The sequence below is a fragment of the Burkholderia sp. Bp8986 genome (genome assembly GCF_003854225.1).
In the GTDB taxonomy this organism is placed as follows: Bacteria; Pseudomonadota; Gammaproteobacteria; order Burkholderiales; family Burkholderiaceae; genus Burkholderia.
On the sequence record NZ_QTQM01000050.1, the window covers coordinates 17,484 to 41,603 of the forward strand.

The window sequence follows — 24,120 nt, forward strand, 5'->3', positions numbered from 1 at the left end:
AGGTCGGGTGCGGCACCCTCGATGACGATTCGACGCGGCGGCGCCGTTTCCGGCCGGCAGGCGCTGCGACCGCAACCGGCGCATCACCTCGCGCGCCGCCCGCCGCCTTGTGCCGTCGCATCAATCCGCGAGCCGCTTGTCGGCAAGCGCCTTGCAGCAGTCTTCGTACACCCATTGCACGAGTTTCGCCCGGTAATCGAGATCGTCGGTATCGACGATTTCCTCGACCGCGTCACGCGCCCACGACGCGTCGACGAAGTCGGCGTGCCGCTTGGCGATGTCCTGCGCCAGCGCGGCCAGCTTCGCGATCGCGAGCCAGTCGGCCTGCCGGTGATGGCGGTCGAGCCAGCGGTGCGCGGCCTGCACCTGGAACGATGCGTCCGGCCAGGTTTCGTTCAGGTAAAACGCGCCGAGATTGCCGCAGGTGAGCCAGCACAGCAGCTCCAGGCGATCTTGCGAGCCGAGGATATGGGATGCGTCGGTCATGGCAGCGCTCACGAAGGCATCGATTCCGGGTGGCGCGGCCTGCAGCGGCCGGCGCCGATACTAAAAACATAGCACGATGCGGGCCACGTCGTGCGGCCTCGTGGCGTGCCGGCGTGGCGCGGATGCCGCAGCCCCGCGGGCGTCCGGTATCCGGCACCCGCTCGCCGGCGCCCGTGCGGACCGTTCGGCGGCGCTCGCGGTCTGGTCCGGCGTCATCGCCGGGTGGCGCCACACTCGTTAGAATGGCCGTTTTCCGGGAGACAGGAAGCGATGAAAATCTACAACCAGTTCTACATCGACGGTGCATGGCGCAAGCCGGCCGGAACGGGCACGATCGACGTGATCGACTCGGGCACCGAGGCCGTGATCGGCCGGATTCCGGAGGGCACGGCCTCGGACGCGCAGGACGCGATCCGCGCGGCGCGCGCGGCGTTCGACGCGTGGGCCGCGACCCCGGCCGCGACGCGCGCGGGCTACCTGCGCAAGATCGTCGAGCGTCTGCAGGCGCGCAGCGAGGAACTCGCGCAGTCGATCACCGGCGAAGTCGGGATGCCGATCAAGCTGTCGCGTGCGATCCAGGTCGGCGGCCCGATCTACAACTGGAAGGCGTACGCGAAACTCGCCGAATCGTTCGAATTCGAGGCGACGGTCGGCAACTCGCTGGTGGTGCGCGAGCCGGTCGGCGTCGTCGCGGCGATCACGCCGTGGAACTACCCGCTCAACCAGGTCACGCTGAAGGTCGCGCCGGCGCTCGCGGCCGGCTGCACGGTCGTCCTGAAGCCATCCGAAGTCGCGCCGCTCAACGCGTTCATGCTCGCGGAGGCGATTCACGAAGCGGGCCTGCCGCCGGGCGTGTTCAACCTCGTATGCGGTTACGGCCCGGTCGTCGGCGAGGTGCTGGCGACCGATCCGGACGTCGACATGGTGTCGTTCACGGGTTCGACGCGCGCCGGCAAGCGCGTTGCCGAACTCGCGGCCGCGGGCGTGAAGCGCGTCGCGCTCGAACTGGGCGGCAAGTCGGCGTCGGTGATTCTCGACGATGCCGATTTCGCGACGGCGGTGAAGGGCACGGTCAACGCGTGCTACCTGAACGCGGGCCAGACCTGTTCGGCGCACACGCGGATGCTGGTGCCGGAAGCGCGCTACGACGAGGCGCGCGCGCTCGCGAAGGCGGCGGCCGAAGCGTATGTCGCGGGCGACCCGCGCCAGGAAACGACGCGCCTCGGCGCACTCGCATCGGCCGCGCAGCAGCAGCGCGTGCAGGCCTACATCCAGCGCGGGATCGACGACGGCGCGGAACTCGTGACGGGCGGCACGGGCCTGCCGGAAGGGCTCGCGAAGGGCTTCTTCGTGAAGCCGACGGTGTTCGGCCGCGTCGATCCGAAATCGACGATCGCGCAGGAAGAAATCTTCGGGCCGGTGCTGTCGATCATCACGTATCGCGACGAAGACGAAGCCGTGCGCATCGCGAACGATTCGCCTTATGGGCTCGGCGGCGCGGTGTGGGCGGGCAGCGACGAACGCGCGATGCGCGTCGCGCGCCGCATCCGCACGGGGCAGGTCGACATCAACGGCGGCACGTGGAACAGCGCCGCGCCGTTCGGCGGCTACAAGCAGTCGGGGCACGGCCGCGAGAACGGCGTGTACGGGCTCGAAGAGTATCTCGAATACAAGTCGATGCAGCTCAAGCCGGCGAATCCGGCCTGAGCGTCGCACCCCGCCTGACCCGAAACGGCACGCTCGCGTGCCGTTTTTTTATTGACGGCCGTCAAGATGCGCGTCGGTGGATCGTCGATCATCGCGTTTCCGATTTCCGATGTTTCGACGAGGTTCAGATGACCGCACGCACTTCCTTCCCGCCGCTCACGATTCGCGGCCGCGCGTTGCTGCCCGTGGTGCAGGGCGGCATGGGCGTCGGCATCTCCGCGCACCGCCTCGCGGGCAGCGTCGCGCGCGAAGGCGCGCTCGGCACGATCGCGAGCATCGACCTGCGTCACCACCACGCGGACCTGCTCGCGCGCTGTCGCGCGAATCCCGACCGCGCGACGCTCGAGGCCGCGAACCTCGACGCGCTCGCGCGCGAGATTCGCCTCGCGAAGACCTACGGCGAAGGCCGCGGGATGATCGCGGTCAACGTGATGAAGGCGGTGCGCACGCATGCGGACTACGTGCGCGTCGCGTGCGACGAAGGCGCGGACGCGATCGTGATGGGCGCGGGCCTGCCGCTCGATCTGCCCGATCTCACGCAGGGGCGCGACATCGCGCTGATCCCGATCCTGTCGGACAGCCGCGGGATCGCGCTGGTGCTGAAGAAGTGGATGAAGAAGGGGCGGCTGCCGGATGCGATCGTGATCGAGCATCCCGCGCATGCGGGCGGCCACCTCGGGGTCACGCAGATCGACGACATGCACGATGCGCGCTTCGATTTCGCGCGCGTGCTCGACGAGGCCGCGCAGGTGATGGCGTCGCTCGGCCTGGCGCGCGACACGATCCCGCTGATCGTCGCGGGCGGGATCAACAGTCACGACTCGGTGCGTGCGGCGCTCGCGGCCGGCGCGAACGGCGTGCAGGTCGGAACGCCGTTCGCGGTGACGGAGGAAGGTGACGCGCATCCGAACTTCAAGCGCGTACTGGCCGACGCGCTGCCCGACGACATCGTCGAATTCGTCAGCGTGACGGGGCTGCCGGCGCGCGCGGTGAAGACACCGTGGCTCGATCGTTACCTGCGCAACGAAACGCGCATTCGCGACAAGCTCGGCGCGTTCAGGCAGCGCTGCCCGACCGCGCTCGAGTGCCTGAGCGTCTGCGGGCTGCGCGACGGCATCGAAAAGTTCGGTCATTTCTGCATCGACACGCGGCTCGCGGCCGCGTTGCGGGGCGACGTCGCGAACGGCCTGTTCTTCCGCGGCCACGAAGCGCTGCCGTTCGGCAACGCGATCCGCAGCGTGCGCGATCTGCTCGACCTGCTGCTGACGGGCCGTGCCGCGGCGACTGCGACAAACCGTCCGAGGTTTACGCTGGCTTGACGGATATCAAAACGACGAAAAGACCCTACGAGGAAAATGGAATGCATTCTTCAGGGGTCTTTACCATGCATAAAACGATTCGAACATGTGTCACCGCTGCCGCCGTCGCGGCGAGTCTGGTCACGATGCCCACGCTGTCGCACGCGGCGTCGCCGGGCGACGGGATCAACCAGGGTGACGTACTGGTCCGCCTGCGCGCGATCAGCATCCAGCCGAACGAACGCGCGAGCGACACGCTCGGCGCGATCAATACCGGCGTGAACAACGCGATCGTGCCGGAGCTCGACTTCACCTACATGATCCGCGACTACCTGGGCGTGGAGCTGATCCTCGGCACGTCGCGGCACCAGATGACGTCGAGCCTCGGCAATCTCGGCGGCGTGGGCGTGCTGCCGCCGACGCTGCTGCTGCAGTACCACTTCAACCATGCCGGCAAGGTGCGTCCGTACGTCGGCGCGGGCCTGAACTACACGTACTTCTACAACAACGGGCTCAACGTCGGCGGGGAAGGCGTGTCGATCAACAAGAGCAGCTTCGGTCCGGCGCTGCAATTCGGCGTCGACGTGCAGTTGACGAAGAAGGTGTTCATGAACGTCGACGTGAAGAAGATCTGGATGAGCACCGATGCGACGCTCGGCGACAAGGGCATCGGCACGCTGCACATCGATCCGCTGATCGTCGGCGTGGGCGTCGGGATGAAGTTCTAACGGTTCGCGGACAAGAACAGAGTTGGGGTTGGCGGCATGGCAGTCGGCATGCCGCTCTTTTTTTGTGCGGCCGGTTTACAGCTTGTCGTACTGGAAGCGCATCGCGGTGCCTTCGCGCGTAATGCGCTCCCACACGGCCCGCTTCTCGTCGTCGCTCAGGAACACCCAGTTCGACACTTCGCCGGCCGTGCGGCCGCAGCCCTTGCAGACTTCGTCGAAGAGGGTCGAGCACACGCCGATGCAGGGGCTGTCGGGCAGGTCGTGGAGATTGGAGGCCATCGGGAGGGTTCGCGCAGTGAGATCGTCAGGGCGTCATTTTAATGCATCGGGACGGGGCAGCCGGCGGACGCCGCTAGCGTGCCGTACGGTCGCGTTGCCGTGACGGTGCGGCCGGTCGGCCGAACGGCCGGACGATGGCCGGATCGCCGTCGGCGACGGCTGGCCCGCCGTGCCGGACAGGGCGCGGCGCGTGGCGCACCGTGTCGCGATTTCCCCGGTGAAACGGCCGCATGCACCGCGCGTCGCGCGGGCCGCTTGTACTGCATGCGGCACGCGGTTTCGCCACCGCTTTCTTTTCCCGATGGACAGACGCCGATTACCCGATAGAATTCCCCCGGAACGCCCCGCTGCGCGGGCCGCCCGAGCGGCCGGCGGCGGGAATCTGTTCCGTTTGCGCGACACGGGCATGATTTTTTTGTGACGGAGCGCGAATGGTGGTAGCGTTCGGGGTTTTCGAGGGGCGGCGTGCCGGAACGCGCCGCCATGACGAGGCAGACGGCAGCCGGACAAGCGGTCCGGCCGGAGGGAGAACGGGATGAAAGCAAACGTAGTGGGCCGGTTCGCAGCGCTCGCGCTGTGCGTGGGTGCATCGGCGGCGGCGGCGAAGGATACGCAACTCAATGTCTATAACTGGTCGGACTACATTGCGAAGGACACGATCCCGAACTTCGAGAAGCAGGCGGGCATCAAGGTCCGCTACGACAATTACGACAGCGACGACACGCTGCAGGCGAAGCTGCTGACGGGCAGCTCGGGCTACGACATCGTCGTGCCGACCAGCAACTACGCGGGCAAGCAGATCGCCGCCGGCATCTTCACGCCGCTCGACAAGTCGAAGCTGCCGAACCTCAAGTACCTCGATCCGCAACTGATGGCGCTCGTCGCCGGTGCGGACCCGGGCAACAAGTACTCGGTGCCCTGGGCGTACGGCACGACCGGTCTCGCATACAACCTGACGAAGGCGCAGCAGGCGCTCGGCAAGGTCCCGCTCGACAACTGGGACATCCTGTTCAAGCCGGAAAACATCTCGAAGCTGAAGACCTGCGGCGTGTCGGTGCTCGACGCGCCGGACCAGATGTTCGCGGCGGCGCTGCACTACATCGGCAAGGATCCGATGAGCACGAACCCGGCCGACTACAAGGCCGCGATGGAGGTGCTGAAGAAGATCCGCCCGTACATCACGCAGTTCAACTCGTCGGGCTACATCAACGATCTGGTCGGCGGCGACATCTGCTTCGCATTCGGCTGGTCGGGCGACGTCGTGATCGCGAAGCATCGCGCGATCGAGGCGAAGAAGCCGTACAAGGTCGAGTACTACATTCCGAAGGGCGGCGCGCCGGTCTGGTTCGACGTGATGGCGATCCCGAAGGACGCGAAGAACAAGGACGCCGCGCTGCAGTGGATCAACTACATCGAGGATCCGAAGGTGCACGCGGCGATCACGAACGCCGTGTACTACCCGAGCGCGAACGCCGAGTCGCGCAAGTACGTGCGGCCCGACGTCGCGAACGATCCGGCCGTCTATCCGCCGGCCGACGTCGTGAAGACGCTGTTCCTGCTCAAGCCGCTGCCGCCTGAAATCCAGCGTCTGCAGACGCGTCTGTGGACCGAGCTGAAATCGGGCCGCTGAAGCGAGCCGGAGTCAGCCAGCAGTCATGAAGCCCCTGGTGTCCCCGGGGGCTTTGTTCGTCAAACGCAGGAGAGAAGCAGCACATCATGAATAGCCAGTCGGGTGCGCCGGTCGCGGGCGCACCGTCCTTCGTTCCTTCGTCCGGCGCCGATACGCGCGCCGAGAATTTTGTCCAGATCGTCGACGTCGTCAAGAAATTCGGCGACACCGAAGTGGTGCGCAACGTGAACCTGACGGTGCGCCAGGGTGAGCTGTTCGCGCTGCTCGGCAGCTCGGGTTCCGGCAAGTCGACGCTGCTGCGCATGCTGGCGGGCCTCGAGACGGTCACGTCGGGCAAGATCCTGATCGACGGCGAGGACCTCGCACAGATGCCGCCGTACAAGCGGCCCGTGAACATGATGTTCCAGTCGTATGCGCTGTTCCCGCACATGTCGGTCGAATCGAACGTCGCCTACGGCCTGAAGCAGGAAGGCACGCCGAAGGCGGAGCTGAAGGAGCGCGTCGCCGCGGCGCTCGAGCTCGTGCAGATGAGCAAGTACGCGAAGCGCAAGCCGCACCAGCTGTCGGGCGGCCAGCAGCAGCGCGTCGCGCTCGCGCGTTCGCTCGTCAAGCGCCCGAAGGTGCTGCTGCTCGACGAGCCGATGTCGGCGCTCGACAAGCAGATCCGCCAGCGCACGCAGATCGAGCTCGTCAACATCCTGAACAAGGTCGGCGTCACCTGCATCATGGTCACGCACGACCAGGAAGAGGCGATGACGATGGCGAACCGGCTCGCCGTGATGAGCGAAGGGCAGATCGTGCAGATCGGCTCGCCGAACGAAGTCTACGAATATCCGAACAGCCGCTTCTCGGCCGAGTTCATCGGCTCGACCAACCTGTTCGAAGGCGTCACCGTCGAGGACGAACCCGATTACGTGTACATCGAATCGCCGGAGCTGCCGAGCCGGCTGTACGTGAGCCACGGGATCACGGGCCCGCTCGGGATGCCGGTCACGGTGTCGGTGCGCCCCGAGCGGATCGCGCTCACCCGCAAGCCGCCCGAAGGCGCGTTCAACTGGGCGCACGGCAAGATCACCAACGTCGCGTACATGGGCGGCTACTCGCTGTATCACGTGAAGCTCGACGCGGGCAAGACGGTGATCGCGAACGTGTCGAGCCTCGCGATCTCCGAGCTCGACACGCCGGCGCTCGGCGACGAGATCTACGTGCGCTGGAGCGCGACGGCCGGCGTGGTGCTGACGTCATGAGCACGCTCAAGTCCCTGCTCGCATGGCCGGTGCGGCGCTTCAACCTGACCGGCGGCTCGGCGGTCGTCGCGGGGCCGTACACGTGGCTCGTGCTGTTCTTCCTGGTGCCGTTCGTGCTGGTCGTGAAGATCAGCTTCGCGGAGCTGCAGCTCGGCATCCCGCCGTATACGGAACTCGCGTCGTACGCGGACGGCGTGGTGCACATCGCGCTGAACCTGTCGCACTACGCGTTCCTGCTCACCGACAGCCTGTATTTCGCGACCTACGTGAATTCGGTGGTGGTCGCGGCGATCACGACGCTGCTGTGCCTGCTGATCGGTTATCCGATGGCGTACTACATCGCGCGTTCGAACCCGGCGACCCGCAACCTGCTGATGATGGGTGTGATGCTGCCGTTCTGGACGTCGTTCCTGATCCGCGTGTACGCGTGGATCGGGATCCTGAAGAACAACGGGCTCCTGAACAACTTCCTGATGTGGATCGGCCTGACCCATACGCCGATCGAGCTGTACCGCACGAACTACGCGGTGTACATCGGGATGGTGTATTCGTACCTGCCGTTCCTCGTGATGCCGCTGTACGCGCATCTCGTGAAGATGGACCTGCGCCTGCTCGAAGCCGCGTACGATCTCGGCGCGAAGCCGTGGAAGGCGTTCGTGCAGATCACGCTGCCGCTGTCGAAGAACGGGATCATCGCGGGCTGCCTGCTGGTGTTCATTCCGGCGGTCGGTGAGTACGTGATTCCGGAACTGCTCGGCGGCGCGAACACGCTGATGATCGGCCGCGTGATGTGGAACGAGTTCTTCAACAACGCAGACTGGCCGATGGCGTCGGCCGTGACCTGCGCGATGGTGCTGCTGCTGCTCGTGCCGATGGCGATGTTCCAGCACTTCCAGGCGAAGGAGCAGGAGGGCCGCCGTCGATGAAGCCGAATCGCTACCTGCAGTTCGCGGCGCTGTTCGCCGGCTTCGCGTTCCTGTACATCCCGATCATCAGCCTGATCGTCTATTCGTTCAACGAGTCGAAGCTCGTCACCGTGTGGTCGGGCTTCTCGTTCCGCTGGTACTCGGCGCTCGCGGAGGACGACGAGCTGCTGACGGCCGCGTGGCTGTCGCTGAAGATCGGCGTGCTGACCGCGTTCGCGTCGGTGTTCATCGGCACGTGGGCCGGCTTCGTGCTCGCGCGGATGGGGCGCTTTCGCGGCTTTGCGCTGTTCAGCGGAATGATCAACGCGCCGCTGGTGATCCCCGAGGTGATCCAGGGGATCTCGCTGCTGCTGCTGTTCATCGAGCTCGCGAAGTGGATCGGCTGGCCCGCCGAGCGCGGCGTGTTCACGATCTGGCTGGGCCACGTGATGCTGTGCATCTCGTACGTCGCGATCATCGTGCAGTCGCGCGTGCGCGAATTGAACCCGTCGCTCGAGGAAGCGGCGCTCGATCTCGGCGCGACGCCGCTGAAGGTGTTCTTCACGATCACGCTGCCGCTGATCTCGCAGGCGCTGATCGCGGGCTGGCTGCTGTCGTTCACGCTGTCGATCGACGACCTCGTGCTGTCGGCGTTCCTGTCGGGCCCCGGCTCGACGACGCTGCCGCTCGTCGTGTTCTCGCGCGTGCGTCTCGGCCTGAACCCGGAGATGAATGCGCTCGCGACGCTGTTCATCGTCGCGGTGACGGCGGGCGTCGTGATCGCGAACTTCGTGATGCTGCGCCAGGAACGCAAGCGGATGGCCGCGTTCGCCGCCTGACGCGCTCGCGCACAGGTTGCCGACGCAACGAATAACGCCCGGTGCCGACGACGAGTCGGCCCGGGCGTTTTGTTTGGCATGCGAGCCGCGTGCGGCTTACGCGCCGAACGCCGCCTTCGCGAGCAACCCGAGCGCCACGCAGACGAGCACCGCAGCGAAGCCGGCCTGCACGTGCCGCGCGGACAGGTGCCGGGACGCGCTGCGGCCGATCGCCATCCCGATTGCCGTCGCGACCGTGAACCACAGCGTCATGTCGAGCGGCGCGCGCGTGCCCGACACGAGCGTCGCGAACACGCCGCCGGTGCCGACCAGCGCGATCACCATCAGCGACGTCGCGACCACGCCGTGCATCGACACGTTCGTGAACTTGCGCAGCATCGGCACGATCACGAAACCGCCGCCGACACCGAGCAAGCCCGTCATCAGCCCCGTCACCGCGCCGGTCGACGCGAGCGCGAGCCCGACCGGCCACGACCAGACGAGCCGGCCCGTGTCGGGATTCACGCGGCCGACGCACAGCGGCGACGCGTCCGCGTCGCCGGGCGCATGACGCAGCGCCTGCCGCAGCAGGCGGCCCGCGACGACCAGCATCGTCAGCGCGAACAGCGCCAGCAGCACGCGTTGCGGCAGCACGTGCGCGAGCTTCACGCCGAGCGTCGTGAGCGGCACGCCGGCGACGGCCATCAGCAACGCCGCGCGATAGCGCACGAGCCCGCGGCGAAACCCTTCGAGCGCGCCGAGCGCGGCGCTGCCCGCGACCGCGACGAGCGCGACGGGCGTGGCCTGCTGCATCGGCCAGCCCATCCCGACGACGAGCGCGGGCACCGCGAGAATGCCGCCGCCCGCACCGGTGAGGCCGAGCACGGCGCCGACGAGACTGCCGAGTACGAGGGAAATCAGCATGGTGTCATCGGATTCCGGTCAACGTGCGATCGCGGGCTTCGCGAGCCATTCGCGGCCCTTGAGCATCGCCTTCCAGTAGAGCGGCGGCAGCACGCGCTCCTTGAGCAGCCACGCGAGCCGCGACGGGCGCCGGCCGTCGATCAGCCACGCGGGGAAGGTCGGCGCGACCTTGCCGCCGTACAGGAATTCCGCGAGCACGATCTTGCCGCGCTCGACGGTGAGTGGGCACGAGCCGTAGCCGTCGTACGCGGCGTCGCCGCGCGCGCGGCCCAGCGACGTGAGCACGTTGTGCGCGACGACGGGCGCCTGCTTGCGGGCCGCGGCGGCGGTTTTCGCATTGGTCGTGTTGGTGACGTCGCCGAGCGCGAAGATGTCCGCGAACTGCTTGTGCCGCAGCGTCGCCGGATCGACGTCGATCCAGCCGGCCGCGTCGGCGAGCGGGCTCGCGCGCACGAAATCGGGCGCCTTCTGCGGCGGCACGACGTGGATCATGTCGAACGGGCGCTCGACGGTTTCCGTGCCGCCGTCGGGCAGCGCGCGCTTGAACGTCGCGCGCCGCGCCGGCCCGTCGATCGCGACGAGGTTGTGGCCGAACGACAGCGCGATGTCGTAGCGTTTCACGTACTCCATCAGCGCGGGCACGTAATCGGCGACCCCGAACAGCGCGCCGCCCGCATTCAGGAACTCGACGTTCGCGGCACCGAGGCGGCCCGCGCGCCGCCAGTGATCGCACGACAGGTACATCGCCTTTTGCGGGGCGCCCGCGCACTTGATCGGCATCGGCGGCTGCGTGAACAGCGCATTGCCGCCGCGGAACGCCTGCACCAGTTCCCACGTGTACGGCGCGAGATCGTAGCGATAGTTCGACGTGACGCCGTTGCGGCCGAGCGTTTGAGCGAGGCCGTCGATCGCGTGCCAGTCGAGCTTGAGGCCCGGGCACACGACCAGCTTGAGGTAGCCGATGCGCCGGCAGCCGTCGAGCACCACCGTGTGCGTGTCGGGCTCGAAGCCGGCGACGGCGGCCCGGATCCATTTCACGCCGCGCGGCAGCAGGTCGACGATCGGGCGCGCGGTCGTGTCGGGCCGGAACACGCCCGCGCCGACCATCGTCCAGCCCGGCTGGTAGTAGTGCGTATCGGCCGGGTCGATCACCACGATATCGAGCGATGCGTCGCGTGCCAGCAGGCTTGACGCGACCGCGACGCCGGCCGCACCCGCGCCGACGATCACGATGTCGTGCCGCGCGTCGACGGCCGGCGCGGCCTGGCGGCCGTCTTGCGCGAGGTCTCGCATGAGACGCGGTGCGAGCGCGCCGAGGTCGTAGCCGGCCGTGGCGGCGATCGCGACGATGTCGCCGGCCGGGCGACGGCCTGCCTGCGACAGCGCCCACAGCGTCGCCGAACGCGTGCCGCTGCGGCAGTACGCGAGTACCGGGCCGGCGAGCGACGCGACGAGCGTGCCGAACTGCGCGGCCTGGTCGTCGGTGACCTTGCCGGTGTCGACGGGCAGGTAGTGCACGGCGATGCCGAGCGGCGCGGCGGCGGCGCGGATCTCGGCGACGGTCGGCTGGTCGGCGCCTTCGCCGTCCGGGCGGTTGCAGACGATCGTGCGGATGCCGGCCGCGTGCAGGGCGGGCAGGTCGGTCGCGGCGATCTGGGGCGAGACCGACAGCAGGTCGGTCAGCGGGCGGATGGTCATGTCGGGGGTTCTCCGGTCGGGGCGGCGGCTCAGATCGCGTCGAGCGGTATCTTCAGGTAGCGCACGCCATTGTTTTCGGGCTCGGGCAGGTGGCCGGCGCGCATGTTGACCTGCACCGACGGCAGCATCAGCACGGGCATGTCGAGCGTCGCGTCGCGCGCGGTGCGCATGGCGACGAAATCGTCCTCGGTCACGCCGTCCTTCACGTGCACGTTCGCGCGACGCTGCTCGGCCACCGTCGTCACGAACTGCACGTCGCGGCCGCCCGGCTGGTAGTCGTGGCACAGATACAGGCGCGTGTCGGGCGGCAGGGCGAGCACGCGCGCGATCGAACGGTACAGCGTGCGCGCGTCGCCGCCCGGGAAGTCGCAGCGGGCGGTGCCGTAGTCGGGCATGAACAGCGTGTCGCCGACGAACGCCGCGCGCTGCGTCGCGTCGTCGACGCAGTAGGTCAGGCACGCCGGCGTATGGCCCGGCGTGTGCAGCGCGCGGATCGTCAGCGCGCCGAGCGCGAGCGTGTCGCCGTCGTCGAGCAGGCGGTCGAACTGGCGGCCGTCCTGCGCGAAGCCGGGGCCGGCGTTGAACAGCGTGCCGAATACGTGTTGCACGCGGCGCACGTGGGCACCGATCGCGATCTGTCCGCCGACGTGCGCCTTCAGGTACGGCGCGGCCGACAGATGGTCGGCATGCACGTGCGTTTCCAGCAGCCAGTGGACGGTCGCGCCGAGTTCGGCGACGCGCGCGATCAGCCGGTCGGCGCTGGCGGTGTGCGTGCGGCCGGATTTCGGGTCGTAGTCGAGCACGCTGTCGATCAGCGCGCATGCGCGGCTTTCGGTGTCGAGCAGCAGATAGCTGACGGTGTGGGTCGCCGGGTCGAAAAAGCCTTCGACCGACAGCAGGGGGGCATGGCTCACGGGATGTCCTCGATCTGGTTCTGCGTCTGCAATCGGACATCCCATGTTCAAGAAGCATGCCAATTCGCGCCGCGCTGCCGGATGATGTGGCAGGTAATTGATTCGGCTCGGATTTTTGGCGTGGCCGCGGTGGGTCGCAGGCACCGGCGACGGGGTGCCGTCGACGTCGACTGCCATATCTGGCAGCGTCGTGGCAGAATTGGCAGTCCGCCTGGCAGTCCGTCCGCCCATCCGTCTCCGAGCCTCCCGATGAATCCGCACGACACCATTCCGATCGTTCCCGCGCCGTCGCGCGACGTCATGCCCGACGTCCGCGCGCTCGTCGCGTATCTGGAACAGGATCCGCAGCCGATGATCGTCGTCGATCCCGACTACCGCATCCTCGCCGCGAACGATGCGTACCGGCGCCAGTTCGGCGTGGCGGGCGTCGAGCACGTCGGCCGGCACTGCTTCCGGGTTTCGCATCATTACGACGTGCCGTGCGACCAGGCGGGCGAGCATTGCCCGATGAAGCAGGCGCGCGAGTCGCGCAGCCTGAACCGCGTGCTGCACATTCACCATACGCCGCGCGGCCCCGAGCACGTCGACGTGGAGTTGCGGCCGATCTTCGATGCGCGCGGCGACGTGATCGCCTACGTCGAGCGGCTGACGACGGTGCGCAGCGCGTCGGCGCAGCCGAGTGCGGAAGGGCTCGTCGGCGGCGCAGACGCGTTCAATGCGGCGCTCGGCGCGCTGCAGCGCGTCGCGCCGTCGATGCTGCCCGTGCTGCTGCTCGGCGAATCGGGTACCGGCAAGGAACTGTTCGCGCGGGCGCTGCACGAGGCGAGCGAGCGTGCGATGGGGCCGTTCGTGGTGGTCGACTGTTCGGGCATCGCCGAGACGCTGTTCGAGAGCGAACTGTTCGGCTACGAGAAGGGCGCGTTTACCGGTGCGAACCAGCGCAAGCCGGGCCTCGTCGAGACCGCGCAGGGCGGCACGCTGTTTCTCGACGAGATCGGCGACGTGCCGCTGCCGATGCAGGTGAAGCTGCTGCGGCTGATCGAGTCGGGGACGTTCCGGCGCGTCGGCGGCGTCGAGGCGCTGCGCGCGGATTTCCGGCTCGTCGCGGCGACCCACAAGCCGCTGCGCGAGATGATCGACGACGGCCGGTTCCGCCAGGACCTGTACTACCGGATCAACGCGTTCCCGATTCCGCTGCCCGCGCTGCGCGAGCGGCGTGGCGACGTCGCGCTGCTGGCCGAGTCGATCCTGCGGCGCATCGCGAACGCGCGCGCCGGCGCGGGCGACGCGAGCGCGCGGCCGTTCGCGGCCCGGCCGTTCGTGCTGACCGAGCGCGCGCGCGCGTGCCTCGACGCGTATGCATGGCCGGGCAACATCCGCGAGCTGCGCAACGTGCTCGAGCGCGCGTGCCTGTTCGCGGACGACGGCACGATTCGCGTCGAGCATTTGCCGGCCGAGCTGGTCGCGGCGTCGGTGACGCCACCGGCGCGTGCGGCGGGCGCGCGCGGTGTGTCGGACGCGGAACTCGTGCGGCTTGCGGGCACGTTCGACGGCACGCGCAAGCAACTGGCCGAGCACGTCGGGATGAGCGAGCGCACGCTGTACCGGCGGATGAAGGCGCTCGGGCTCGGGGTGCGCGACCGGTGAGCGGGCGCGTCGTGCCTGGCTGCCGCCGACCGGTCGCATCAAGCGGCAAGCTGATGGACGGCGGCGCGCCGCCTGTGCCGAATGCGGACCCGAACGCCCGGCCCGTGTTCCCTCGCGACATGACGAAGCGCGGGCGCGCGATCGGCCTGCACGACGATCGCCGATTGCCCGGCCGGTCGGGCGAGCTTGCAGTCGGCTGTCATGATTGACGATAAAAAATGACTGTTCTGCACAAAATAATTATCGTTTTACGATAATCATGTGGCTTACAATCGATGCGTGTTCACACCGTATCGAGGAGGTCGCATGCATTCCGATCGCATTGCCCGTATCAGTCAGCGCATGGCTACCGTCACGCTGTGGTTCATCGTCGGCATGCTGGTGCTCAACGCCGCGTGCTGGGCGTTCCCGTCGTTGAGCGCGGCCACCGGGCCCGGCCTCGTATTCGGCCTCACCGATTCGGTGGTCACGAACCTGGGCGTCGATGTCGGCGCGTTCCCGTGGTGGCAGAAGGCCGTCGGCACCCTGCTGTCGAGCGTCCCGCTCGTTGCGCTCGCGGGCGGCCTGCGCCACTTGCGCGAGCTGTTCCGGACCTACGCTCGGCGCGACTATTTCTCGGCGCAGGCGGCCGGCCATCTCGGCAAGACGGGGCGCGCGATCGGTCTGTGGGTGCTGTTGAGCCTGCTGTGCGAACCGCTGCTGAGCGTGTGGGCGACGTTTCGCGAGCCGGTCGGCCATCGCGTCGTCAGCATCGGCTTCAGCCTGCCGTACGTCGTCGCGCTGTTCACGGCGGCCTGTATCGCGGTGATCGCGCACATCCTGCGGCAGGCGAGCGAGCTCGATGCCGAACACCGGCAGTTCGTCTGAGGCGCGCGATGTCGATCGTGGTCAAACTCGATGTGATGCTCGCGACCCGCAAGGTCCGCTCGAAGGATCTCGCGGCGGCCGTCGGGATCACCGAACCGAACCTGTCGCTGCTCAAGCAAGGCAAGGTCAAGGGCATCCGCTTCGCGACGCTGGAGGCGATCTGCCGGTATCTCGACTGTCAGCCGGGCGACCTGCTCGCGTTCAGCGATGACGGCGGCGGCGAGCCGGATTGACGTGCCGCAACCGCCGGTCGTCGATGCGGCGCGGCGGCGTCGGCCGGGCATCGTGGCAGTTGCAGGCGTGATCGCCGTGTTGCTGCATGCGATCGGTTGGTATGCGCTGCAGCGGATGCCCGCGGCGCGCGGGCCGGTTGCGACCCGGGTCGATGCGTCGTCGGGCCGGATTGCATTGAGCGTCCGGTTGATTCCCGTGACGCCCGAACCTGCGCCCGCAACCGAGGTCGACCGGCGCACCGGTCCGACAGCAGCCATGCGAGAGACGCGCGAACCGAAAAGCCGTTCCGGCGCAGCGGCGACGCCGCGCCGGGCGACACGTTCGCTTGCGGCCGCGCCCGCGCAGGCAACGACCGGCGGCGCGCCGGATTCGGCTGAAAGCAGCCCGGTGCGTGCGCCGACCCCCGAGGTCGACTGGGAGCGTGATCTGGCGACGATCGGCACGCGTCGTGCGACGGGGCGCAGCCCTGCGGCAGCCACGGTCGGTGCGCTGGGCGCAGCGTCCGGCCTCCCGGCCGCGCGTCGCCATTCGGTCGACGAGACGCTGGCAAGCGGGGTGTCGGACGCACGGCGCGCCGACTGCCGGCGCGCCTACTCGAGTGCCGGCTTGCTCGCACTCCCGATGCTCGCGCTGGATGCGGTTCGCGATACGGGCTGCAAGTGGTAAGGAAGCACGCGGCTCGGCGCTGCCGGTGAGACGTGATCGCGCGGCGTTTTCGACGCGCGGCCGGATACGAGCCGGTTCGCCTGACGACGTGTCCGGGCGGCGCGCAACGGCCACGCACCGCCCGGGCTGCCGGGGCGTTGGACCCTCAACGCGCCGGCGCAAGCTGCGCCATCGCCTCGCGCATGAAGCCGAGCAGCGTGTCGTCGACCCATGAGTCCTTCGTCAGCGCCGGCTCGGTCATCATCGCGTTGCGGAATTTCGCGTGCGTGGCCGGGTCGTTGCCCGCGTAGCTGCGGAACAGGTCGAGCCAGCGCTGCGCGAGCGCGCGGCCTTCCGGCGAATCGGGCTGCGCGCCCGCATCGATCGCGTCGCGCACGTCGCCCATCAGTTGCGGCCATTCCATCGAGCGTTCACCGAAGTGCGCCCGCATGAAGCGGATCTCGTCCGGCGCGAGATACTTCTCGAAGATCCGCATCTTCGTTTCCGCGGACGCCCGCAGCACATAGTCGCGCAGCACGGTCGAGATGCCGAGTTTCGACTGCATCGACGGTTCGCGCTCGTGCATCAGGTTGAGCTTCGCCAGCAGCCGCGGATCGTTGTTCGTGTCGCGCACGAGCAGCGCCATCCAGCGGCCGGCTAGCGCGCGTGCGCGCTCGTCCTCGGGCGGCACGCCCGCGTCGTGCAGCGCACGCACGTCGGCGACGAGCGCCGTCCATTCCGCGTCGCCGGCCTGGCTCTTGCGATACATCGGCAGGCGCGCGAGTTCTTCCTCGGAAAAGTATTTGTCGTACACGGTCATCAACTCCAGTGTGGTGAGCCAGTCGGCCAGCTCCGGCTCCGTGCCCGCGGCGAGCTGCGCGTGCAGGTGCACGAGCCGCTCGCGCAGCTGCGCGGTCCGCGCGAGCTGGTGGTCGAGCGACGCGATCTGCCTCGCGACGAGTGCGACGAGCGGGGTGCCGGGCCGGTTCAGGTAGTCGCCGATTTCGGCGAGCGACAGTCCGAAGCGACGCAGGGCCTGGATCTGGTGGAGCCGGGCGATGTCGTCGCGGTCGTACAGCCGGTAGCCGTTGTCGGCACGCGCCGAAGGCGTCAGGAGGCCGATCGCGTGATAGTGATGAAGCGTGCGGACGGTCAGGCCGCTGCGTTTCGCCAGTTCTCCCACTTTCAGCCGCATGATGTCCTCCGTTCGGTGCGCACACTGGAGTCTCGAACGTTACGCTACGTGAGGGTCAAGCGGAAGATCGCGGATCGGCGCGCGGGGGTGGTCCCGCGCGCCCGACGCAAACGGCGCGCTATTGCGGTCATTGCGGTGGCGGCGGCGCGTCGGGCGTGACCGCGCGCGCCTGGGCGGTGGGGGCGATTCGAGCCGCGTTGCCGATGTCGCCGGCCGGGTCGGCCTTTCCAGCCTTTTCAGCCTTTTCGGCTTTTTCAGCCTTGCCGGCTTTGCCGGCCGGGTCGACCGGCGGCGTGCCCATCGCCTGATAGAGCCGCGCGGTATCCGCGAAGCGTGCGCCGGTCGCGCGGATCTCGTCGAGCCGCGCGTTGCGGTACTGCAGCTCGCTTGCTCGCGCGGCCGACGGCGGCAGCGCGCCGAGCCGCACGCGGGCGGCCGCGTCGTCGTACGCGCCGCGCGCGGACAGCGCGGCCCGCGACGACGCATCGAGCGCCTCAGCATCGTGCTCGAGCGCGGCGAGCGAATCCGCGACGTTCTGGAAGGCGGCGAGCACGGTCTGTTTGTACTGGTCGACCGCCGCCTCGTAGGTCGCCTTCGCCGCACGGCGCTGCGCGAGCAGCGCGCCGCCGTGGAACAGCGGCTGGCTCAGCGACGCACCGACGTTCCAGATCGAACCGGCGCCCGACAGCATCGCCGGCCAGCTGAAACCGCCTTTGCCCATCGCGGCCGACAGCGACAGCTGCGGGAACAGCTGCGCGGTCGCGAGGCCGACTTCGGCGGCGGCCGCCTTCAGCCCCGCGTCGGCGGCCTGGATGTCGGGGCGGCTTTGCAGCAGGTCTGACGGCACGACCACCGGTACTTGCGCGGGCAGGTGAAGGTCGGCGAGCGTGAGATCGGCGGGCGGCCGGTCGGGCGTGCGGCCGATCAGCACGGCCAGCGCATGGCGCGCCGAGTCGCGCTGCTGGCGCAGCGCGGGCAGGCTCGCGGCGAAGGTGTCCGCGCTTTGCTGCGCGTTCAGTGCGTCGCTTCGCGATGCCGAGCCGAGCGCGTAGCGGCGTTGCGCGTCGTGCGCCTGGTCGTTCGCGAGCGCGACGAGCCGTTCGGTGGTGGCGATCTGCGCGTTGAGCACCGACACCGTGATCGACGCGGTGACGATGTTCGCGGCGAGTGCCCGGCGTGCCGATTCGAGCTGGAACGCGCTGACGTCGACGCGTTTCGCGAGTGCACGGTTCGCGAAGCGCGATACGCCGAACAGGTCGACCGTATAGCTCGCCTGCAGTTGCCCGACGAACGTGTCGTACAGCAACGTCGGTGCGCCGAGCGCAGGGATTGGCACGCCGAGCGCACGCTGACGCGTGGCCTGGCCGCCGGCGTCGATCGACGGCAGCATCGAGCTGCCGATCTGCCCGCGCAACTGCTCGCGCGCGGCATCCAGCGAGTGCGCGGCGGCGCTGAGCGTCGGGCTGTTGCGCAGCCCTTCGTCGACGAGTGCGTTCAGCGCATCCGAGCGGTACTGCGTCCACCAGTCGGGCACGGGCTGCGCGCCGACGTCGAACTGCTGCGCGACGCCTTGCGCGGCGACGGTTTGCGGCACTTGCGGCGCGGCGCCGTAATGCGCGGGCGACGGCATCGCGGGCGGCTCGCCGCTCGGCGCGAACCACGCGCAGCCGGCGAGCGGGCCGGCGAGGCTCGCGGCCGCGAGCACCCGCGCGGCCTTCGTTTTCAGGTTCATCGACAGTTCCATGGTCAGGCTCCCGACGGCGCGGCGGGCGTGCCGCCGTCGTGCGGCGGGGCGTCGCGCGGGTCGCGTTCGTCGCGCTTCACGCGGAACCACGCGGCGTACAGCGCGGGCAGGTAGAACAGCGTCAGCACGGTCGCGCTCGTGATGCCGCCCATCAGCGCGGTCGCCATCGGCCCGAAGAAGTTCGAGCGCAACAGCGGGATCAGCGCGAGCACGGCGGCCGCGGCCGTCAGCGTGATCGGGCGGAAGCGCCGCACGGTCGCGCCGACGATCGCGTCGAAGCGTCCGTGGCCGGCCGCGATGTCCTGCTCGATCTGGTCGACGAGAATCACCGAGTTGCGCATGATGATCCCGAACATCGCGATCACGCCGAGCATCGCGACGAAGCCGAACGGCTGGCCGAACAGCAGCAGCGTGCCGACCACGCCGATCAGGCCGAGCGGGGCGGTCAGCACGACCATCAGCACGCGCGAGAAACTCTGCAGCTGGATCATCAGCAGCGTGAACACGGCGATCGCCATCAGCGGCATCTGCGCGTTGATCGACGTCTGCGCCTTCGCGCTTTCCTCGACCGACCCGCCGATGTTGATCTGGTAGCCGACCGGCAGTTGCGCGCGCAACGCATTCAACTTGCCGTCGATCGCATGCGTGACGTCGATGCCCTGTGCGCCGGCGCGTACGTCGGACTGCACGGTGATGGTCGGCTGGCGGTCGCGTTCCCACACGACGCCGTATTCGAGCGTCGGCGTGAAGCGGCCGAGCGAACCGAGCGGCACGGGGCCGTTCGGCGTCGGCATCGCGAGGCCCGCGAGCTGCGCGGGATCGACGCGATCGGCGCGCGGCGCACGCAGGTCGACCGCGATCAGCTTGTCGCGTTCGCGGTATTGCGTGACGGTCGTGCCGGACAGCGTCATCGCGAGGAAGCTCGACACGTCCTGCGACGTGACGTTCAGCTCGCGCGCCTTCTTCTGGTCGAGCTCGAAGCGCACCGAACGTTCGGCCGGCTCGTCCCAGTCGAACTGCACGTTCACCGTGCGCGCGTCGCCGCGCATCGTCGCCGCGACCTTCTCGGCGATCGCGCGCACCGTCGCGATGTCGTCGCCGCTCACGCGGAACTGCACGGGGTAGCCGACGGGCGGCCCGTTCTCGAGCCGCGACAGGCGCCAGCGCACGGCCGGGAAGCGGTCGCGCAGCGTGGTCTCGAGCCAGGCCGCGAGCTTCTCGCGATCCTCGACCGATTTCGCGGTGACGACGAACTGCGCGAAGTTCGGCAACTGCAGCTGCTGGTCGAGCGGCAGGTAGAAGCGCGGCGCGCCGCTGCCGACGAAATTCACCGAATGGTCGATTTCGGGCCGCTTGTCGAGCACCTTCTCGAGGCGTTCGGTCTCGCGCAGCGTCGCCGCGAACGACGCGCCTTCGGGCAGCCGCAGGTCGATCAGCAGCTCGGGGCGATCGGAGCTCGGGAAGAATTGCTGCGGCACGAGCGAGAAGCCCGCCAGCGCGACCACGAACAGGGCGCCGGTGATCAGCAGCACGACGAAGCGCCGCTCGATGCACCAGTCGATCCAGCCGCGCAAGCGCGTGTAGAAGCGCGTGTCGTAGATGTCGTGCTCGTGATCGTCCGGCAGGTGCGCTTCGTGCGCGTGCTTCTTGCGTTCGGGCAGCAGGTGGAAGCCCAGCAGCGGGATCAGCACGACGGCCGCGAACCACGATGCGATCAGCGCGATCGCCGACACCTCGAAGATCGAGCGCGTGTACTCGCCGGTACTCGATTTCGCGAGCGCGATCGGCAGGAAGCCCGACACGGTGACGAGCGTGCCCGTCAGCATCGGGAACGCGGTGCTCGTGTACGCGAATGCGGCGGCGCGCGCGCGGCTGTAGCCCTGCTCGAGCTTCACGGCCATCATCTCGACCGCGATGATCGCGTCGTCGACGAGCAGCCCGAGCGCGAGCACGAGCGTGCCGAGCGACACCTTGTGCAGCCCGATGTCGAACAGGTACATGAACAGGGCCGTGACGGCGAGCACGACCGGAATCGAGATCACGACGACCATTCCGGTGCGCAGGCCGAGCGACACGAGGCTCACGACCAGCACGATCGCGACCGCTTCGGCGACGGCTTCGAGGAAGTCGTCGACGGAATGCGCGACCGCATGCGGCATGCTCGACACCAGCGTCAGCTTGAGGCCGGCCGGCAGCCGCTCCTGCAGATCCTTCGATTCGGCGTCGAGCGCCTTGCCGAGCCGGATCACGTCGCCGCCCGGCTGCATCGTCACGCCGATGCCGAGCACGGCGTGACCGTTCGCACGCATCTGCGTGATGGCCGGATCGTCGTAGCCGCGCTTCACGGTGGCGAGATCGCCGAGCCGGAACGTGCGGCCGTTGATGCGGATCAGCGTGTCGGCGATCGTGGCGACGTTGTCGAACTGGCCGCTCGGCCGCACGAATACGCGGTCGTCGGTGGTCGTCAGCACGCCGGCCGACGAGATGTCGTTCTGCGCGTTGATCGCCTGCCCGAGTTGCTGCGGCGAGATGCCGAGGCGCGTGAGCTGCGCATTGTTCACCTCGATGAAAATCCGCTGGTCGGGATCGCCGAAATAGTCGACCTTGCCGACGCCGGGCACGCGCAGCAGCACGGTGCGCAGCTGGTCCGCATAGTCGTGGAGCTGCGCGGGCGTGAAGCCGTCGCCTTCGAGCGTCCAGATGTTGGTGTAGACGTCGCCGAATTCGTCGTTGAAGAACGGGCCCTGCACGCCGGGCGGCAGCGTATGGCCGATGTCGCCGACCTTCTTGCGGATCTGGTACCAGGTCTCGGGCACGTCCTGCACGGGCGCCGAGTCCTTCATCGTGAAGAAGATCAGCGATTCGCCTGGCCGCGAATAGCTGCGCAGGAAGTCGATGGCCGGCGTTTCCTGCAGCTTGCGGCCGATCCGGTCGGTCACCTGTTCCTGCACCTGCCGCGCGCTCGCGCCGGGCCAGAACGTGCGGATCACCATCACGCGGAACGTGAACGGCGGGTCTTCGGATTGCGCGAGCCGCGTGTACGCGAGGATGCCCGCGAGCGTCGCGAGCGCGATCAGGTAGACGACCAGCGCCTGGTGGCGCAGCGCCCATGCCGACAGGTTGAAGCGGCCTTCTTCGCGGGGGCTGCTCATGACGCGAAGTCCTCCGCGTGCAGCGGGGCGACCGGCCGCACCTTCTCGCCCGCGCTGACCGTATGCACGCCTTGCAGCACGACGCGCTCGCCCGGCTGCAGCCCGCTCGACACGGTGACCGTGCGTTCGTTGAAGCGCGCGACGTCGACGCGGCGCAGCTCGAGCGTGTCGTCCTTCGCGCGCACGACCCACAGGGCCGGATGCGGGCCGTCGTGGAACAGTGCGGTCGCGGGCAGCGTGATGCTCGGCGCGTTGCCGGCAACCGGCGCGCCGTCGAACGCGACGTTCGCGGTCATCCCGAGGCGCACGGACGGATCGGGCGCGGCGAGCGTGAGCTTCACACGCCAGGTGCGGCTTTGCGGATCGGCGGCCGGCGCGATTTCGCGCACCTTCGCGGCGAACCGGCGGCCCGGCAGCGACGGCAGCGTGACGCTCGCCGCGTGACCGGGCGCGAGCGATGCGAGCGCGGCCTCGGGCACGTCGCTGACGACGTCGACGTCGCCCGACCACGCGAGCTGGTAGACGGCCTGGCCGGCCGATACGTTCTGGCCGGTGTCGGCCTGCTCGGCGGTGATGGTGCCGGCGTGATCGGCGACGAGCGTCGCATAGCGGAGCTGGTTCTTCGCAAGCGCGAGCTGCTGCTGCGCCTGGTCGCGCTGCGCGAGCGCCGACGTGTAGCTGTTCTCGGTCTGCTCCAGCTGCGCCGTTGCGATCAGGTTCTCGCGCGCCTGCGCGCGATCGCGATCGCGCTGCTGCTTCGCGAACGCGAGGCTGTGCGACGCGGCATCGAGTTGCGCCTGCGCGCTCGCGACGTTCTTCTCGACGTCGGACGGATCAAGCAGCGCGACGACCTGGCCGGCCTTGACGGTATCGCCGAGCCGCACCTTGCGCTCGACGATCTTGCCCGCGATGCGGAACGACAGCGGCGTCGCATAACGTGGCTGGATCTCGCCGGGCAGCGTGGCGGCGGCCGCGGCGCCGTCGGCGCGTGCGGGCAGCGCGACGACCGGGCGCGGCGCGGGCGGCGCGGCTTCCTTCGGATGACAGGCGGCGAGGACGAGCGCGGTGCCGACCAGCAGCACGGCGCGGGAACCGGAGCGATTCACGAAACCCCCAGATGAGGTGAGAGCGGAACGAGGCCGGCAAGCGCGGCGGGCGCTTGCCCCGAGTGGCGCCAGTCCGGCGCACACGAACACAGCCGAACGAGGTCGTTCGGAAACTGCGGTGAATTCTAATACAGTGCTGTATCTGAATGCAAAAATGAATCTGAAAGGAAGTTGGTGCTAGACTGCGCGCCATGAAACCTCAGCGCTTAACTCGCGAGCAGAGCAGGGACCAGACGCGCGAACGTCTGCTGACTGCCGCGCACTGCATTTTTATGAAGAAAGGCTTTGTCGCGGCGAGCGTCGAGGACATCGCCGCGGCGGCCGGCTACACGCGCGGCGCGTTCTACTCGAACTTCCGCAGCAAGTCGGAACTGCTGCTCGAATTGCTCGAGCGCGACCACGATTCGGTGCGGGCCGATTTCGAGGCGATCTTCGAGATTGGCGGCTCGCGTGAGCAGATGGAGTCGATGGCGCTCGCGTACTACCGGACGCTGTTTCGCGACGACGAATATTCGCTGCTGTGGGGCGAGGCGAAGCTGCAGGCGGCGCGTGACGCGAAGTTCCGCGTGCGCTTCAACCAGTTCCTGCACGGCAAGCGGCTGCAGATGGCCGAATTCATCCAGCGCTTCGCCGAGCGCGCGGGCACGCCGCTGCTTCTGCCGGCGGAGACGCTCGCGTTCGGATTGATGTGCCTGTGCGACGGCGTGCAGTCGTACTACACGGCCGACCCGCAGCACGTGTCGGCCGACGTGGCCGAATCGGTGCTCGCAGGGTTCTTCGCACGGGTCGTGCTGGGGCGCGCGCCGGACTGAACGGCCGGGCGCCGATGCGGGCGGCCAGACGGTTGGCCGGCAGGCGTGGCGATTTACAAGACCGCGACGCCACATCGGGCGCCG

General features: G+C 68.6%; 21 protein-coding genes. 12 read left to right on the forward strand and 9 right to left on the reverse strand.

Annotated elements, in window-relative coordinates; translation table 11 throughout:
- Nucleotides 1-120: 120 nt before the first annotated feature.
- Nucleotides 121-486 carry a hypothetical protein gene (locus DID99_RS31180; RefSeq protein WP_044848913.1) on the reverse strand — a complete coding sequence of 122 codons (366 nt, stop codon included), beginning with the start codon at nucleotides 484-486 and terminating at the stop codon, nucleotides 121-123.
- Between the two features lie 270 nt (nucleotides 487-756).
- Between DID99_RS31180 and DID99_RS31185 the strand changes: the two genes are divergently transcribed.
- The 3 genes from DID99_RS31185 (at nucleotide 757) to DID99_RS31195 (ending at nucleotide 4,219) form a co-directional block, all read left to right on the forward strand.
- A complete protein-coding gene (locus DID99_RS31185) occupies nucleotides 757-2,193 on the forward strand; it encodes an aldehyde dehydrogenase family protein (RefSeq protein ID WP_124485420.1) in 1,437 nt (478 codons plus the stop codon).
- 128 nt (nucleotides 2,194-2,321) lie between these two features.
- A complete protein-coding gene (locus tag DID99_RS31190) occupies nucleotides 2,322-3,512 on the forward strand; it encodes a nitronate monooxygenase family protein (RefSeq protein ID WP_124570543.1) in 1,191 nt (396 codons plus the stop codon).
- Nucleotides 3,513-3,577: 65 nt separating this feature from the next.
- Nucleotides 3,578-4,219 carry an OmpW family protein gene (locus DID99_RS31195; protein WP_044848916.1) on the forward strand — a complete coding sequence of 214 codons (642 nt, stop codon included), beginning with the start codon at nucleotides 3,578-3,580 and terminating at the stop codon, nucleotides 4,217-4,219.
- 75 nt (nucleotides 4,220-4,294) lie between these two features.
- Here DID99_RS31195 and DID99_RS31200 read toward each other — a convergent pair whose 3' ends face one another.
- Complete coding sequence (locus tag DID99_RS31200) at nucleotides 4,295-4,498, reverse strand: DUF1289 domain-containing protein (RefSeq protein WP_027784516.1); 204 nt, start codon at nucleotides 4,496-4,498, stop codon at nucleotides 4,295-4,297.
- A 535-nt stretch (nucleotides 4,499-5,033) separates the two neighbouring features.
- On the opposite strand from DID99_RS31200, the gene DID99_RS31205 reads away from it, so the two are divergent.
- The 4 genes from DID99_RS31205 to DID99_RS31220 all read left to right on the forward strand — a co-directional run bounded on the left by DID99_RS31205 (nucleotide 5,034) and on the right by DID99_RS31220 (nucleotide 9,119).
- Complete coding sequence (locus tag DID99_RS31205; RefSeq protein WP_124485422.1) at nucleotides 5,034-6,128, forward strand: polyamine ABC transporter substrate-binding protein; 1,095 nt, start codon at nucleotides 5,034-5,036, stop codon at nucleotides 6,126-6,128.
- Nucleotides 6,129-6,214: 86 nt separating this feature from the next.
- Nucleotides 6,215-7,375, forward strand: coding sequence for an ABC transporter ATP-binding protein (locus tag DID99_RS31210; RefSeq protein WP_044848265.1), 1,161 nt, complete (start codon nucleotides 6,215-6,217; stop codon nucleotides 7,373-7,375).
- On the forward strand, nucleotides 7,372-8,301 hold the full coding sequence (locus tag DID99_RS31215) for an ABC transporter permease subunit (RefSeq protein ID WP_044848264.1): 930 nt from the start codon (nucleotides 7,372-7,374) through the stop codon (nucleotides 8,299-8,301). Before DID99_RS31210 ends, DID99_RS31215 begins: the two co-directional genes overlap by 4 nt.
- Complete coding sequence (locus tag DID99_RS31220; RefSeq protein WP_124485424.1) at nucleotides 8,298-9,119, forward strand: ABC transporter permease subunit; 822 nt, start codon at nucleotides 8,298-8,300, stop codon at nucleotides 9,117-9,119. The genes DID99_RS31215 and DID99_RS31220 overlap by 4 nt, the downstream gene beginning before the upstream one ends.
- A gap of 96 nt (nucleotides 9,120-9,215) precedes the next feature.
- Here DID99_RS31220 and DID99_RS31225 read toward each other — a convergent pair whose 3' ends face one another.
- The 3 genes from DID99_RS31225 to DID99_RS31235 are packed head-to-tail and all read right to left on the reverse strand — an operon-like array spanning nucleotide 9,216 to nucleotide 12,679.
- Nucleotides 9,216-10,022, reverse strand: a complete 807-nt coding sequence (locus DID99_RS31225) for a sulfite exporter TauE/SafE family protein (RefSeq protein ID WP_044848262.1) — start codon at nucleotides 10,020-10,022, stop codon at nucleotides 9,216-9,218.
- A gap of 18 nt (nucleotides 10,023-10,040) precedes the next feature.
- Nucleotides 10,041-11,720, reverse strand: a complete 1,680-nt coding sequence (locus DID99_RS31230) for a bifunctional protein tyrosine phosphatase family protein/NAD(P)/FAD-dependent oxidoreductase (RefSeq protein ID WP_124668239.1) — start codon at nucleotides 11,718-11,720, stop codon at nucleotides 10,041-10,043.
- Nucleotides 11,721-11,749: 29 nt separating this feature from the next.
- Nucleotides 11,750-12,679: an MBL fold metallo-hydrolase gene (locus tag DID99_RS31235; RefSeq protein WP_409333454.1), complete on the reverse strand. Its 930-nt coding sequence runs from the start codon at nucleotides 12,677-12,679 to the stop codon at nucleotides 11,750-11,752.
- 204 nt (nucleotides 12,680-12,883) lie between these two features.
- Here DID99_RS31235 and DID99_RS31240 point away from each other — a divergent pair, with 204 nt between their 5' ends.
- The 4 genes from DID99_RS31240 to DID99_RS31255 all read left to right on the forward strand — a co-directional run bounded on the left by DID99_RS31240 (nucleotide 12,884) and on the right by DID99_RS31255 (nucleotide 16,048).
- The gene (locus DID99_RS31240; protein WP_124668240.1) at nucleotides 12,884-14,281 is read left to right on the forward strand and encodes a sigma-54-dependent Fis family transcriptional regulator; all 1,398 of its coding nucleotides are present in this window, start codon (nucleotides 12,884-12,886) and stop codon (nucleotides 14,279-14,281) included.
- 306 nt (nucleotides 14,282-14,587) lie between these two features.
- A complete protein-coding gene (locus DID99_RS31245) occupies nucleotides 14,588-15,148 on the forward strand; it encodes a DUF2975 domain-containing protein (RefSeq protein ID WP_124668241.1) in 561 nt (186 codons plus the stop codon).
- Nucleotides 15,149-15,156: 8 nt separating this feature from the next.
- Nucleotides 15,157-15,381: a helix-turn-helix transcriptional regulator gene (locus tag DID99_RS31250; RefSeq protein WP_124485430.1), complete on the forward strand. Its 225-nt coding sequence runs from the start codon at nucleotides 15,157-15,159 to the stop codon at nucleotides 15,379-15,381.
- Nucleotides 15,356-16,048, forward strand: coding sequence for a hypothetical protein (locus DID99_RS31255; protein WP_124668242.1), 693 nt, complete (start codon nucleotides 15,356-15,358; stop codon nucleotides 16,046-16,048). The genes DID99_RS31250 and DID99_RS31255 overlap by 26 nt, the downstream gene beginning before the upstream one ends.
- A gap of 145 nt (nucleotides 16,049-16,193) precedes the next feature.
- Here DID99_RS31255 and DID99_RS31260 read toward each other — a convergent pair whose 3' ends face one another.
- The 4 genes from DID99_RS31260 to DID99_RS31275 all read right to left on the reverse strand — a co-directional run bounded on the left by DID99_RS31260 (nucleotide 16,194) and on the right by DID99_RS31275 (nucleotide 23,224).
- Entirely contained in the window at nucleotides 16,194-17,222 is a 1,029-nt protein-coding gene (locus DID99_RS31260) for a MerR family transcriptional regulator (protein ID WP_124668243.1), read from the reverse strand.
- Between the two features lie 127 nt (nucleotides 17,223-17,349).
- Nucleotides 17,350-18,966 (reverse strand): efflux transporter outer membrane subunit, encoded by a 1,617-nt coding sequence (locus DID99_RS31265; protein ID WP_124668244.1) that lies wholly within the window; start codon nucleotides 18,964-18,966, stop codon nucleotides 17,350-17,352.
- Between the two features lie 2 nt (nucleotides 18,967-18,968).
- Nucleotides 18,969-22,118, reverse strand: coding sequence for an efflux RND transporter permease subunit (locus tag DID99_RS31270; protein ID WP_124668245.1), 3,150 nt, complete (start codon nucleotides 22,116-22,118; stop codon nucleotides 18,969-18,971).
- Nucleotides 22,115-23,224, reverse strand: coding sequence for an efflux RND transporter periplasmic adaptor subunit (locus DID99_RS31275; protein ID WP_124668246.1), 1,110 nt, complete (start codon nucleotides 23,222-23,224; stop codon nucleotides 22,115-22,117). The genes DID99_RS31270 and DID99_RS31275 overlap by 4 nt, the downstream gene beginning before the upstream one ends.
- Before the next feature lie 191 nt (nucleotides 23,225-23,415).
- Between DID99_RS31275 and DID99_RS31280 the strand changes: the two genes are divergently transcribed.
- On the forward strand, nucleotides 23,416-24,036 hold the full coding sequence (locus DID99_RS31280; protein ID WP_124668247.1) for a TetR/AcrR family transcriptional regulator: 621 nt from the start codon (nucleotides 23,416-23,418) through the stop codon (nucleotides 24,034-24,036).
- The last annotated feature ends 84 nt before the right edge of the window (nucleotides 24,037-24,120 follow it).